The organism is Pseudoalteromonas sp. CNC9-20 (genome assembly GCF_022347875.1).
Classification (GTDB): Bacteria; Pseudomonadota; Gammaproteobacteria; order Enterobacterales; family Alteromonadaceae; genus Pseudoalteromonas; species Pseudoalteromonas ruthenica.
In genome coordinates this window covers 1-12693 of sequence record NZ_JAKRFS010000005.1, presented here as the reverse complement: position 1 = coordinate 12693, position 12693 = coordinate 1, and the positions used below count along the sequence as shown (strand labels likewise).

Here is a 12693-nt window from a genome sequence, read left to right as displayed (position 1 = left end):
GGGTGTCACTTTGCTGTAAACAAATATGTCAGCCACGACATAATGGGTATAACGGTCAGATCATGCTGAATAACGCTTTAACTTGAAGCAAATTCACTCGAGTTGAGTAAGTTTCATTATAAAAAGCTGTTTAGACGTCTAAATGGCTGTTATAGTTATTTCATTGTCAATTGCTGGGAATGAGAACCATGGCTTTATCACTGCGAGAAAAAATAGAGGACCCCCGTCAGGGCGTGTATTTAATTGGCACTACGCCACCTAAAGCAGATACTGATGAAGTCGCTATGCGCGCAATTGCCGAAAAGCTGCTTGGCCGTTTACACGAAATTGAATATGACGGTGTGGTGGTTTATGACATTCAGGACGAGAGCAGTCGCATCAGCACGCCGCGCCCCTTCCCATTCAAACACACCATTGACCCACGTGATTATGGCCAGTTATTGCGGCGCTTATCACGCACCGATGTGATCACCTATAAAAGTGTGGCTCAGCGCAATCAGGATGAATTTAACCAGTGGCTTGATAGCACCGCCAATGACCATGATTTAAATAACTTAGTCTTAGTCGGAAGTCCGTCGTCACAAGGGGATATCAAGCTAAGCTTAAATGATGCCTACAGCCTGATTGCCGCTCATCACCAGAACTTCTTTTTAGGCGGCGTGACCATTGCCGAGCGCCATGCCAATAAGCGTAATGAACATGAGCGCTTGCTGACCAAAACGGCGCAAGGGTGTCAGTTTTTTATCTCTCAGGCGGTTTATGATGCGCAAGCGACCATTGATCTAATCACCAGTTATGCCCGCAGCTGCCGCCAGCAGGGGCTCTCGCCACAGCGTATTATTCTGACCTTTACTCCCTGTGGCGGTGAAAAAACGCTGGATTTTATGCAGTGGTTGGGGATTTCCGTGCCAGAGGCAACTAAGTGGCGCATGCTCGATGCCGAAAACACCTTGAGTGAGTCGGTGCGCATCTGCCGCGAAAACTTAGACTTGATCTTACGTAGCTGCGCCCATCTGGATGTGCCGCTGGGGTTGAATATCGAGTCACTGACGAACCGCAAGCAGGAAATCGACGCGTCCATCAACCTGTATCGTTTGCTTAAAGCCACCATGGAGCTGAGCTTGGCAGAACGACAAATCGCCTAGGTTACCTTTCTTTTGCCCGCCCAGTGCTATACCTACTGATAGCGCTGGGCATTTTGAGCGGAAAAAAGTGCAGCGTGCTACTGCACTGTGCTCACCCTAGTGCTACTTTTTACGCCACTGGCCGTCGACTTTAACCATATGCCCTGCGGTCGTTTTTTCGATAGCTTTGGCGCCTGCTAACGCCTCCACTTGGCTCAAACTGATACCATTTTTCTTCGCCAATGATAAATACTTGGCTTTACGCTTAGCGTTAATCTCGGCAATTAGCTTTTGCGCCTCACTGTTATTCTGTACTAAGGCTAAATAGCCGTTGCTGGTTTCGCCGACGATACCTTGCGCCTTAGCTTGGTCTAAAGTTAGCGCCCAGGCACTGAAGGCCAACATGGCGGCACTGACTAACATACTCCATTTAACTAGTTTCATAACCCCTCCTAGAAAAGCTCGCTGTCATCGCTGAATAATTCGTCGAGTTCTTTATCCACTTTGACGCGGATCTCATGATCGACTTTGACATTTAGGTTGATGGTGATTGGCTCTTTACTCTCTACCTCAACCTTATGGGTGCATCCCATTAAAGTTAACATAGCGACCACCGCCACCAGCGATAGTTTGCTCATTCGCTTACTCCTTCGCTTGATACTCTTGCTCCACTTTCTTAGTGATTTCATCACTTAAGCGCAGCGCCTTAAATAGGGTATAGATATTTTCTTGATGATTATAGTTAAAATTTACAGCTTGCTGGTGCTCGGGGTTTTCCCCTTTTAATTGCATCGCCATGGTTAACCAACCATCGGTTTTTAAATCAACATCGGCGTTGATGCTGTTGATATCTAAGTTTTCCAACATGCCCAACATCGGCCCAAGCTCTTCCTGCTGTACTTTCACCGCATCGAAGGCGGCGTTATCTTTAATCGTCAATTTACCCGGAGCTTGCGAATAAATACGGCCATTTTCGACACTGACTCCCTGCTCCTCTAACCGTATTGGTAGTTTTGCTGCCAATACCCCTGTGATCTCAATGCCCTGCTGTGGCTCTAGCGCCAGTAGGCTTTGGGCATTAATTTGTGCTATCTCAACTAAGGTGGGAGCACGACGCTTCGTTAGCCCAGTCACATAAAGTTTATCCAGCGACAAAGTGCCACCTAACACCTCGGCCTGCACCTCTTTGAGGTAGGCATCTTGGTCATAACCCCAGAGCCCTTGCACCTGTGACAACACCGGTCCAGCGCGTAGTTGGGAAATAGTAAAGCTAGTATCATCGAGCTGAAGTTGCCCTGAATTCCACTGTCCTTGCGGCGACGTATCGATATTTTCAGCTAAGTAACTCTGATAAAGCACGCTGGCGTCGTCCACCTCTAGCTGCCATTGCATACGCTTAAGGCGCGCATCACCGTGCAGTTGAGCGCTAAGTGTGCCGGCGGTCAGTGACAACTCAGGGGCCAATTGGCTGGCAATGGCTTGCAATGAAGGTAAAGGCGTCGGCGGCAATACCACGGTGATAGGAAAAGCCGTTTCTTGCCAGCTGTGCTTAACCAAAGCTTGCGCCTGCTGCCATGAGATAAGGTGCTCACCATCAATGCTGCGAGCAATATCAACTCTACTATCGACACTGAGCTCACTTAACCTCAGCTGCGCAGAATCTAGTTGCCCAATACGGCTTTGCACCTCAACCTGAGCGCTGCGCCGCCCTGCCCCTAAATCAGCCTGTACCTGATAATTTTGCTCGACATCAAGGAGTTTAATATCAGCACTCGCCGCAACAGCAGCAACGGTCTCTAAGCGCGCTGAAATCGAGTTATCTGCGCTGATAGTGGCATCAACAGTAACCGCTACCTGTTCGCCAGAATAAGGCGCCATTGTTAACTGTGCGGTTTTCAGTTGCCCATGCAGCGCAGTAGCCCCAGCAAAGTTATGGTCGAACTCGCCAGTGGCGCTTACGGGGGCAACATGCACGTTTTCACCCACCGGCGCAGCTACCTGGCCTTTAAAGGCGCCGCTAATGCGCTGCTCAGTTGCCTGTCCCGAAACACTAAGCCGCCCTAACGACTGGGTTTCTAGCTGTAAAGCATACTCGGCAGCCACCTGTGCTGTGCGCCAATTGGCACGCGGCGCCTCTAAGCGGACACCCACTTTAGTCTGTTCGCTGTTATGCGTAAGCAGCACTTGCGTTAGCTCCACCTCGCTTTTATCTATACTCACCCTTGGTTCGGCCAACGTTAGCTGCCATGACCCCTTGAGCAGCTCTGGGAAGTAGGGTTTTAGGCTGGCTTGATAGTCACATTGAGCCTGCGCTCGCAATTGCGTTGTCAGTGCACTGGTGTCTAAGCTAAAGCGACGCATATTCTTGGAGCGCACCTCGATGCGACCCTGGCTACTCACCTGCACCGGGCAAGGCGTATGTTGCCAAGTAGCTTGGCTGGCAATAGTGATCTGGTTATCGATGCGGTTTCCGTAATAGCGCCCTTGTACTTGTAGCTCCGGCAATGCCCACTGAGAGATATTAAAGCGCATGAGTGATGGCTCGGCCACAGCCATAAGCTGGGCTCTTAAGGCTTGATTGGCATGCAGTTCATAATCGATATGCTGCGAGGTTATGGCGATATCACCGGCTATATCACCATTTAACACCCACTGATTGAGTTGCGGCTCACTTATCGTCATACGCACAGGCGCAGCGGCATAAGGCGTGTACACGAAAAGGGATTCAACAGTTACCAACGGACGACTGTCTGTCAGCGGCAAATTAAGCGCCTGAGGTTCACCAGTATCACTGGATGATTGAGTTTGTTGCTTAGTCAGAGTTAAAGCTGCTTTTTCAATATCGATGTGCTGCGGTGTGATTCGCGCCTGCTCAATAACAAGCCGATGCTGGCGATAACCTACACATAACTTATTGACTGTGATTGTGGTCAGCCCACTCCCCCATTGCCAATCAGCACAGGTTAACTCTGCTTCATCGGCATCAAAGTACTGTTTCGCTACCATAAAGGTGAGCTCAATGCGAAATAAGTAGGCGGTAGCTAGAGTGAGCCCTATCACTGCTAATCCAATCAACAGCTTGCGCAGCATAGTTTTCCTTAAAGCGGCAAATAGTAGGTGATCATTTTAAAAGTTTCTCATGAAGCGCAGCTGATTGGAACACATCAATAAGAGCAACAAAAAAGGCTGCCAAGGCAGCCTTTTTAGGTTAGACAAGCACTAGATAGTTAGCCAATGTGCTTGCGCGCGTTACGGAACATGCGCATCCATGGGCTGTCTTCTTGCCACTCATCTGGGTGCCATGAGTTCGCTACCGCGCGGAATACCCGCTCTGGGTGTGGCATCATCACCGTAGCGCGACCATCTGTAGAGGTCATACCCGAGATTGCCTCTGGTGAACCATTGGGGTTCGCCGGATATTGCATGGTTGGGTTACCGTAGTTATCTACGTATTTCACCGCCACAGTCCCCGAGTTCACTGCTGTTTGAATAGCCGCCTCATTTGCAAATTCGGCACGGCCTTCACCGTGTGACACCGCAATTGGCATACGTGAACCCGCCATACCGCTGAAGAACACCGATGGGCTGTCTTGTACTTCGACCAAGGTTGCACGCGCTTCAAAACGCTCGCTTTGGTTGGTCACGAAACGTGGCCAATGCTCCGTGCCAGGGATCAGCTCGCGCAATGTTGATAGCATCTGACAGCCATTACACACACCCAAGCTGAAGGTATCTTGACGCTCGAAGAAGCCTTGGAACTGCTCGCGTGCCATGTCATTAAATAGAATGGACTTCGCCCAGCCTTCACCGGCCCCGAGTACGTCACCATATGAGAAGCCACCGCACGCCACAAGGCCTTTGAATTGCTCTAGCGTTAAGCGCCCCTCTAGAATGTCACTCATGTGTACGTCAACGGCGGCAAAGCCTGCACGGTTAAATGCCGCCGCCATCTCAACGTGTGAGTTAACGCCTTGCTCACGCAAGATAGCCATTTGTGGCTTAGCACCAGTGGCAATGTAAGGCGCGGCGACATCTTCGTTAATGTCGAAGCTCAGCTTCACGTTAAGACCTGGGTCATTGGCATCAGCTTTGGCATCATGCTCTTGGCGAGCACAGGCAGGGTTATCACGCAGAGACTGCATTTGATAAGTGGTTTCCGCCCACGCTAAACGCAGCTCGGTACGGCTATTATCCACTAATGCATGACCACCACGGTTAATAACCAGCTGATCAGCATCGTTCAACGTACCAATTTCATGGCTTAGCGCAGCAAGACCGTTCTTGGCAAGGATGGCCTTCACCGCGTCTAGGTCATCATTGCGAACCTGAATAACGGCACCCAACTCTTCGTTGAATAGAACCTCTAAATCAGACCCCGCTAACGCGTCTAGCTCTAGCGTAACCCCAGTGTGACCCGCGAAGGCCATCTCCGCAGCAGTTACGAATAAGCCACCGTCAGAGCGGTCATGGTAAGCCAGTAGTTTTTCTTCGCGTACCAGCGCTTGCATCGCCTCGAAGAAGCCTTTTAATAGTTCAGGGCTATCAACATCTGGAGTTTTGTCACCCAGCTGCTTGTAAACCTGCGCCAAGCTTGATGCCCCCATGCGGTTTTGACCAGCCCCCAAGTCGATAAGCAAGAGCGTTGAATCGCCTTTATCGGTGCGCAGCTGTGGCGTGACCGTTTTACGAATGTCTTCAACACGACCAAACGCAGTGATTACCAAAGACAGCGGCGCAGTCACGGCTTTATCTTCACCATTATCTTGCCATGTGGTCTTCATCGACATTGAGTCTTTGCCTACCGGGATGGTTAAGCCCAGGGCTGGACACAGCTCTTCACCCACGGCCTTAACCGCTTCATATAAACCAGCGTCTTCACCGGGGTGCCCGGCTGCCGCCATCCAGTTTGCTGATAGCTTAATGTTATTCAATGAGCCAATATCAGCACAGGCAATATTGGTCAAAGACTCGGCGACCGCTAAACGCGCTGAAGCACCATAATTAAGCAGCGCCGCAGGTGTGCGCTCACCCATAGACATGGCCTCACCATGATAGGTGTCGTACGCAGCAGCTGTCACGGCACAGTTGGCCACCGGCACCTGCCAAGGGCCAACCATTTGGTCACGGGCAACCAAACCGGTTACGGAGCGGTCGCCAATGGTGATTAAGAAGGTTTTTTCAGCAACCGCTGGCAAGCGCAGTAGTCGTTGCACTGCGTCTTGTACGGTAATAGCGTTGGTATTAAGCGCTTCACCCTGAGCTTGCTTGGTGCTGACATCACGGTGCATTTTCGGCGCTTTACCCAATAACACATCAAGCGGCAGATCCACTGGGTTATTGTTGAAGTGCGAATCAGAAACCCGTAAGTGACGATCTTCGGTCGCGGTACCGATGACTGCGTACTCGGCGCGCTCACGTTGACATATTTGCTCAAAACGAGCGAAGTTTTCTTCTGCTACCGCCAGTACGTAACGCTCTTGTGATTCATTACACCAAATCTCATGCGGCGCCATACCGGGCTCATCGTTTGGCACGTTACGCAATTCAAAATCGCCCCCTCGGCCGCCATCATCCACTAATTCAGGGAAGGCATTTGACAAGCCACCGGCGCCCACATCGTGGATAAAAGCTATGGGGTTGTCATCGCCTAGCTGCCAGCATTTATCGATGACTTCTTGACAGCGGCGTTCCATTTCTGGGTTTTCACGTTGTACCGAAGCAAAGTCGAGGTCTTCATTGGACTGCCCTGACGCCATGGACGAAGCAGCTCCGCCACCTAAGCCAATATTCATTGCCGGACCGCCCAAAACAATAAGCTTCGCGCCAACCGGGATCTCGCCCTTTTGTACATGATCAGTACGAATGTTACCTAAACCACCGGCAATCATAATCGGCTTGTGATAACCGCGCACTTCCTCGCCATTGTGGCTATTAACTCGCTCTTCATAGGTACGGAAGTAACCCAGTAGGTTTGGACGACCAAACTCATTGTTAAACGCGGCGCCGCCTAGCGGGCCATCAATCATGATATCCAGCGCTTCAACAATGCGCCCTGGTTTACCGTATTCGCTCTCCCATGGTTGTTCAAAACCTGGAATGCGTAGGTTAGATACGCTAAAGCCTACCAAACCAGCTTTTGGCTTAGAGCCTCGGCCTGTAGCACCTTCATCACGGATTTCACCGCCCGAGCCCGTTGATGCACCAGAGAATGGCGAAATCGCGGTTGGGTGGTTGTGGGTTTCAACCTTCATCAAAATTTCGATGTTTTCTTGGTGATACGTGTATTCACCACTAAAATCAGGAAAGAAACGACCGGCCACTGAGCCTTTCATCACCGCTGCATTGTCTTTGTATGCAGATAATACGTTGACGCTATTTTGCTCGTAGGTGTTTTTGATCATTTTGAACAGCGATTTGGGCTGCTCTGTGCCGTCAATGGTCCAATCAGCGTTAAAGATTTTGTGACGGCAATGCTCTGAGTTCGCCTGCGCGAACATAAACAATTCAATGTCGTTCGGGTTACGGCCGAGTTTCTGGAAGTTCTCTACCAGATAATCAATCTCGTCGTCTGCAAGGGCAAAGCCTTGTTCAACATTCGCTTTAGCTAGCGCCTCACGGCCTCCGCCAAGGATGTCCACCGATGACATAGCTCGCGGCTCATCGGTACGAAACAGTTTCGCGGCATCATCCATATCGCGGTGCGTTGCTTCGGTCATGCGGTCGTGTAGCAAGGCGGCCACATCGTTAAGCTGGCAAACACTCAAATCACCTTCAACATAATAGGCGATGCCGCGCTCGATACGATGTACCTGAGTTAATCCACAATTGTGAGCAATGTCGGTGGCCTTAGACGCCCATGGCGAAATTGTGCCTGGACGCGGGGTAACTAAAATAAGTGTCCCTTGGGGCTCATGTTCAGGAATATGCGGCCCATAAGTAAGCAGCTTTTCCAGCTTGCTGTGCTCGTCAGAATTCAGTGCTGCTGTGACATCAGCAAAGTGCATAAATTCGGCGTAGACGTTAGTTACAGGAAGGTTGGCTTGCTTACATTGAGTAAGCACTTTTTGAACACGAAAATCGGAAAGTGCTGGCGCACCACGCAGGATTAACATAGGTAATATCATCCGGGGTTAAGGATTGAACGACAGTTGCCGCGCATTATACTTAATTTAGTTAAAAATGCGAGTTAAAGGGCCGCTGGCAAGGACGATTGTCCGCTATTGCAGGGAATCCTTATAAGCCTCACTTTCTATGGCTAAAGTAGAGGTGACGCCAAGCCTTGGTTTTGTTATAAGTGGTGGTATCGGGGTAAAGGGGTAAGCCGTGAGATTCGTTTGGTTAATTGTGAGTATCTGGGTACTCGTAGGCTGCAGTGAGCCGCAAAAACCTAGCCAATTAGAGCGTATTCATCAAAGCAACACGTTGCGCGTGGGCACCCTGGCCGGTGCCAGCAATTATTACCAAGCCCCTCAAGGGGAGCAAGGGTTTGAATACGAACTTGCCCAAGATTTTGCTAACTACCTAGGCGTAGAGCTGGATATCGTGCCGTTCTTTAGCCTTAACGATATGTTTCAGCGCCTTGATAATGGCTCATTGGACCTGGTCGCATCGGGCATTGGCTACACTCCAAGTCGTGCCGAGCTGTACCGTTTTGGCCCTAGTTACCGCATCATTAGTCAAAAGCTGGTTTACAAACAAGGTCGAGTCCGGCCGCGCGACTTTGATGACTTAGAGGGCAACTTAACGGTATTGGCCCGCAGCAGCCACTCGCAAACTCTACATCGGTATAAAAAACAGTACCCCCAACTGAGTTGGAATGAAACCGATGAAATGGACGAAGCAGAATTACTGCAAGCCATTATCGACGGCGATATCGACTACACCATTGCCGACTCCCACGCCTTGGCACTGTTTCGCCGTTACCACCCGAATCTGAGCATCGGCTTTTCCGTGACCCGTAATGACCCAATTGGCTGGGTACTGCGCCAAGATAACGACGACTCACTCTATGCCTTGGTAGTGGAGTTTTTCGGTGAAGCGAAAGCGAACAAGCGCCTTTATGCCTTAGAAGAGAAGTACTTTGGCCACGTACGCCAGTTTAACTATGTTAACACCTTGGCATTTATTGAAGCCGTTGCCGATACCTTACCGACTTATATGCCTTGGTTTAAGCAGTATGCACAAGAGTTAGACTGGCGCTTGCTGGCTGCTCTTAGTTATCAAGAGTCAATGTGGGATCCCTTGGCAAAATCACCCACTGGGGTACGTGGTATCATGATGCTGACTTTACCAACGGCAAAACAGGTGGGCGTTACCAGTCGACTCAAACCAGAACAGAATATTCGCGGCGGTGCCGAGTACTTACGTTATCTTATTGAACGCATACCTGATCGTATTGCCCAACCTGACCGTACTTGGTTTGCCTTAGCGTCATATAATGTCGGCTGGGGCCATGTAAATGATGCGCGGATCCTAACCGAACGTGCCGGTGACGATAAAGACAAGTGGGCCGATGTGAAAAAATACCTACCGCTGTTGATCAAGAAACGCTATTATCGTACAACTAAATACGGTTATGCGCGCGGAGACGTAGCGGTAACTTACGTAGACAATATTCGGCGCTACTACGACACCCTGGTATGGTTAGATGAAAACGATGCTTTGGTGGCCAACAACGCTAGCGCCAAGGAAGAATCGGCCGGAACGCCATAAAACTGTCATTTAATCGTGTTTTCATTGGCAGCTCTCCCCTCTCACACTTTCAAGGAGAATACACTATGCTAAAACGCCGTAGAACGCATCGCTTTAAGCGAAATGTACTATTTTCATCGACTAATCGTCGTCGAGTAACACGCAAAAATACCCACAATAAGATTTTGTGGCGTCGCCGCTTGTTTGCTATGCAACAAATGGAAGAACTAGAAAAGCAACGCTTGGCGGAGGCCTAACCCCCTTCCCCCAGGCGTTGCTGACGCGCCTTTTTTCTCGCCTTATGCTCTTGCCGACGTCGCTTAAAAAACGCTGATAACTTAGTTGCACACTGCTGCTCAAGCACCCCTTTGGTGACTTCAACTTGATGATTAAGCCGAGGCTCCTGCACTAGGTTCATAATAGACCCCGCAGAACCCGTTTTTAAGTCATTGGCACCAAAGACTAGCCGCGCAATGCGACTATGAACGAGTAAACCAGCACACATTGAGCATGGCTCTAGTGTAACGTACAAAGTGCAGTCAATAAGCCGGTAGTTATTAAGGGCCACTCCAGCTGCACGCACCGCCATCATTTCAGCATGAGCCGACGGGTCGTTAAGGGTGATCGATTGATTCCAGCCCTCGGCGATAAGCTCACCATCTTTGACTAGTACAGCACCGACTGGGATCTCACCGAGTTGCTCGGCCTTATCGGCACAGGCTAAGGCTTTCGCCATCCAGTATTCGTCATTTAGCTCGTTCATAGGGTATCTTTTAACTACTTAGGAACAGCAATTATACCAAGCAATATCAGCAAGTGCGCGGCGAATCCTCTCGCTAACATCAGCAAATTCCCGGCTATGCTTTACACTCAATATAGGGAATTTCTGAGTCTTATAAGAACGCATTCTCACTATTTGCCGGATTTTATGGCTCACACCATAGCCTGCACACCCAAAATTAAGCTATAATTCGCCGCTTTTTTTGTTCTATGGACACCGAAAACGGGTAAGTCATGAAGTTTCCTGGTCGCCGAAGACATAAACATTATTTCCCGGTGGAAGATAAAGATCCACTTACTAATCAAATCAACCCCGAATCGCGGTTGAAGCGCAGCTACATTGTAGGCATAGATCAGATCGTGGTGGATATTGAAGCCAAGGTCGATCAGGCATTCTTAGATGAATTCGGGCTGCAGCGTGGCATGTCACAGGTTATTGACAGTGACGTTACCAATGCCCTCTATGATCGGCTCAAGCTCAACGACATGGTTGATTATGAGTTTGCTGGCGGCACCGTAGGCAATACCATGCACAACTACTCAGTGCTGGCTGATGATCGTTCGGTGCTACTTGGCGTAATGAGCGAAAATATCAAAATTGGTAGTTATGCTTATCGCTTTTTATGTAACACCTCAAGCCGTGTAGACCTTAATTATCTGCAACCTGTAGATGGCCCCATAGGCCGCTGCTTTACGCTGATTGATGAAAGTGGCGAACGTACCTTCGCCATTAGCGCAGGGTTAATGAATCACTTACGCCCTGAGTCCATAGATAAGAACCTGATCCAAGAATCATCTGCTTTGGTGATCAGTGCCTACCTTATGCGCACGCAAGGCAACGAAACAATGACCGAAGCCACTATGCAAGCGGTAAAGTACGCAAACGAAGCCGGAGTACCAGTGGTGCTGACGCTCGGCACCAAGTTTCTTATTGAGCAAGACCCTACATGGTGGGCCAACTTCGTAAATGATCATGTTGATATTCTTGCTATGAACGAAGAAGAAGGCCTAGCGATTACCGGTTTTGAAGATCCACTATTAGCGGCAGACAAAGCCCTAGAATGGGTCGACTTTGTGATTTGTACCGCCGGTGAAAAAGGTATGTTTATGGCCGGCTATGTTGATGATCAGCATAAACGCGCCACTGAGTACCCACTCCTTCCAGGTGCAATCGCTGACTTTAACCGTTATGAGTTTTCACGTGCCATGCGCAAGCAAGATTGCCAACAGCCTGTGCGTGCTTATAGCCATACCGCCCCATTTATGGGTGGGCCAGATAGCATTAAGAACACCAATGGCGCCGGTGATTGCGCGCTAGCTGCTGTACTGCATGATATTAGCGCTAATGAGTACCACAAGTTAAATGTGCCAAACTCAGCCAAGCATGGCCAGCAAGCGATCACTTACTCTTCTTTAGCCCAGATCAGTAAGTATGCGAACCGTGCAAGTTATGAAGTGCTAGTACAACATTCACCGCGTTTAACCCGGGGTCTACCAGAGCGCGAGGATTGCCTAGAGCAAGCCTATTGGGAACAGTAACCCTCCTATCGTTTTAACCAAGAAAGCCGCTTTTTAGCGGTTTTTTTATGCCCGTAAATCGATGTCTATATATTGTAGGTCAGGGTTTTACCCTGACTAGGGTGATGCAAGGCTAAAAGTCTTGCCTACAGGTGTGATGACCGATGATGATGTGTTGGGGGTCGGGGTTTACCCTGACTGGGGTGCGGTGTTGTAGGTCAGGATTTATCCTGACTGGGGTGTTGCAAGGCTGAAGCCTTGCCTACAGGTGTGGTGGTGGGTGTTTCGCCGTGTTGTAGGTCAGGGTTTACCCTGACTAGATGCTGCAAGGCTGAAGCCTTGCCTACAGGTATGGTGATGAATGTTTAGCTGTGTTGTGGGTCGGGGTTTACCCTGACTAGGTGATGCAAGGCTGAAGCCTGGCCTACACGCATAAAAAAACCCGTTGCACTGCTGCAACGGGTCTCTCTAATTAGGAGCCTGGTGATGACCTACTTTCACATGGGCGAACCCACACTATCATCGGCGCAGTTCCGTTTCACTTCTGAGTTCGGCATGGGGTCAGGTGGGTCCAGAACGC

Annotated in this window: 9 protein-coding genes and 1 rRNA gene; 4 read left to right on the top strand and 6 right to left on the bottom strand. The window is 49.8% G+C overall.

The features are described 5' to 3' along the window. Positions 1–188: 188 nt before the first annotated feature. On the top strand, positions 189–1145 hold the full coding sequence (locus tag MHM89_RS12665; protein ID WP_239408966.1) for a hypothetical protein: 957 nt from the start codon (positions 189–191) through the stop codon (positions 1143–1145). 102 nt (positions 1146–1247) lie between these two features. Here the strand turns inward: MHM89_RS12665 and MHM89_RS12660 are convergent, their stop codons facing one another. The 4 genes from MHM89_RS12660 to purL form a co-directional block, all read right to left on the bottom strand. Further along, complete coding sequence (locus MHM89_RS12660) at positions 1248–1568, bottom strand: YdbL family protein (RefSeq protein WP_022944727.1); 321 nt, start codon at positions 1566–1568, stop codon at positions 1248–1250. An 8-nt stretch (positions 1569–1576) separates the two neighbouring features. Beyond that, on the bottom strand, positions 1577–1762 hold the full coding sequence (locus MHM89_RS12655) for a YnbE family lipoprotein (RefSeq protein WP_022944728.1): 186 nt from the start codon (positions 1760–1762) through the stop codon (positions 1577–1579). Between the two features lie 4 nt (positions 1763–1766). After that, positions 1767–4214 carry a YdbH domain-containing protein gene (locus MHM89_RS12650; protein ID WP_239408965.1) on the bottom strand — a complete coding sequence of 816 codons (2448 nt, stop codon included), beginning with the start codon at positions 4212–4214 and terminating at the stop codon, positions 1767–1769. A 137-nt stretch (positions 4215–4351) separates the two neighbouring features. After that, positions 4352–8236, bottom strand: coding sequence for a phosphoribosylformylglycinamidine synthase (gene purL / locus MHM89_RS12645; RefSeq protein WP_239408964.1), 3885 nt, complete (start codon positions 8234–8236; stop codon positions 4352–4354). 211 nt (positions 8237–8447) lie between these two features. Here purL and mltF point away from each other — a divergent pair, with 211 nt between their 5' ends. Together mltF and MHM89_RS12635 are read left to right on the top strand one after the other, a co-directional pair. After that, the gene (mltF, locus tag MHM89_RS12640) at positions 8448–9836 is read left to right on the top strand and encodes a membrane-bound lytic murein transglycosylase MltF (protein ID WP_045980668.1); all 1389 of its coding nucleotides are present in this window, start codon (positions 8448–8450) and stop codon (positions 9834–9836) included. A gap of 65 nt (positions 9837–9901) precedes the next feature. Further along, positions 9902–10072 carry a hypothetical protein gene (locus MHM89_RS12635; protein WP_022944732.1) on the top strand — a complete coding sequence of 57 codons (171 nt, stop codon included), beginning with the start codon at positions 9902–9904 and terminating at the stop codon, positions 10070–10072. Here the strand turns inward: MHM89_RS12635 and tadA are convergent. Beyond that, complete coding sequence (gene tadA, locus MHM89_RS12630) at positions 10069–10578, bottom strand: tRNA adenosine(34) deaminase TadA (protein WP_239408963.1); 510 nt, start codon at positions 10576–10578, stop codon at positions 10069–10071. The two genes, MHM89_RS12635 and tadA, sit on opposite strands and share 4 nt — an antisense overlap. A gap of 251 nt (positions 10579–10829) precedes the next feature. Here tadA and MHM89_RS12625 point away from each other — a divergent pair, with 251 nt between their 5' ends. After that, complete coding sequence (locus tag MHM89_RS12625) at positions 10830–12134, top strand: inosine/guanosine kinase (RefSeq protein WP_022944734.1); 1305 nt, start codon at positions 10830–10832, stop codon at positions 12132–12134. Between the two features lie 457 nt (positions 12135–12591). Here MHM89_RS12625 and rrf read toward each other — a convergent pair. Then, positions 12592–12693 (bottom strand): 5S ribosomal RNA (rrf, locus tag MHM89_RS12620); the annotation flags it as partial.

What these genes read in the sequence shown, in the direction of transcription:
- MHM89_RS12665 (WP_239408966.1), top strand. Translation starts at nt 189, where the DNA reads ATGGCTTTATCACTGCGAGAAAAAATAGAGGACCCCCGTCAGGGCGTG.
- MHM89_RS12660 (WP_022944727.1), bottom strand. Translation starts at nt 1,568, where the DNA reads ATGAAACTAGTTAAATGGAGTATGTTAGTCAGTGCCGCCATGTTGGCC.
- MHM89_RS12655 (WP_022944728.1), bottom strand. Translation starts at nt 1,762, where the DNA reads ATGAGCAAACTATCGCTGGTGGCGGTGGTCGCTATGTTAACTTTAATG.
- MHM89_RS12650 (WP_239408965.1), bottom strand. Translation starts at nt 4,214, where the DNA reads ATGCTGCGCAAGCTGTTGATTGGATTAGCAGTGATAGGGCTCACTCTA.
- purL (WP_239408964.1), bottom strand. Translation starts at nt 8,236, where the DNA reads ATGTTAATCCTGCGTGGTGCGCCAGCACTTTCCGATTTTCGTGTTCAA.
- MHM89_RS12635 (WP_022944732.1), top strand. Translation starts at nt 9,902, where the DNA reads ATGCTAAAACGCCGTAGAACGCATCGCTTTAAGCGAAATGTACTATTT.
- tadA (WP_239408963.1), bottom strand. Translation starts at nt 10,578, where the DNA reads ATGAACGAGCTAAATGACGAATACTGGATGGCGAAAGCCTTAGCCTGT.
- MHM89_RS12625 (WP_022944734.1), top strand. Translation starts at nt 10,830, where the DNA reads ATGAAGTTTCCTGGTCGCCGAAGACATAAACATTATTTCCCGGTGGAA.